The organism is Stutzerimonas marianensis (genome assembly GCF_022810315.1).
In the GTDB taxonomy this organism is placed as follows: Bacteria; Pseudomonadota; Gammaproteobacteria; order Pseudomonadales; family Pseudomonadaceae; genus Stutzerimonas; species Stutzerimonas marianensis.
Genome location: NZ_JALGRD010000080.1, coordinates 1 through 331 on the forward strand (window position 1 = coordinate 1; position 331 = coordinate 331).

The 331-nt window shown below is 56.8% G+C and carries 1 protein-coding gene; it reads left to right on the forward strand.

From position 1 onward, the window contains the following. Positions 1–51: 51 nt before the first annotated feature. The coding region (locus MST27_RS22320; RefSeq protein WP_243608024.1) for a TolC family protein at positions 52–331 on the forward strand (280 nt) is incomplete at its 3' end.

Below are 331 nucleotides of genomic sequence, written 5' to 3' on the forward strand. Positions count from 1 at the left end.
GAAAGACGTCGGGCTGCGTTGGAGCTGGAAAGGACGAATCGCTTTTCTAACGTGACGGTTAGCGTAGGTGCCCAACGCTCAGATGAATATAACGGCACGCTGGGACTGGTGAGTATCTCGATGCCCCTGCCGTTGTTTGATCGAAACCAAGGCAACATCGGAGCAGCACAGGAACGGGCCTACCAGGCGCAGGACGAGCTTAACGCCGTCCATATACGCCTGAAAAGCGAACTTTCCCAAGCGCACATGCGGCTGCGCACTGCTCGCCAGCAGTTCGAACTGTTGCGCAACGACATGCTCCCCAGTGCCCAAAGCGCTTATGAAGCTGCCA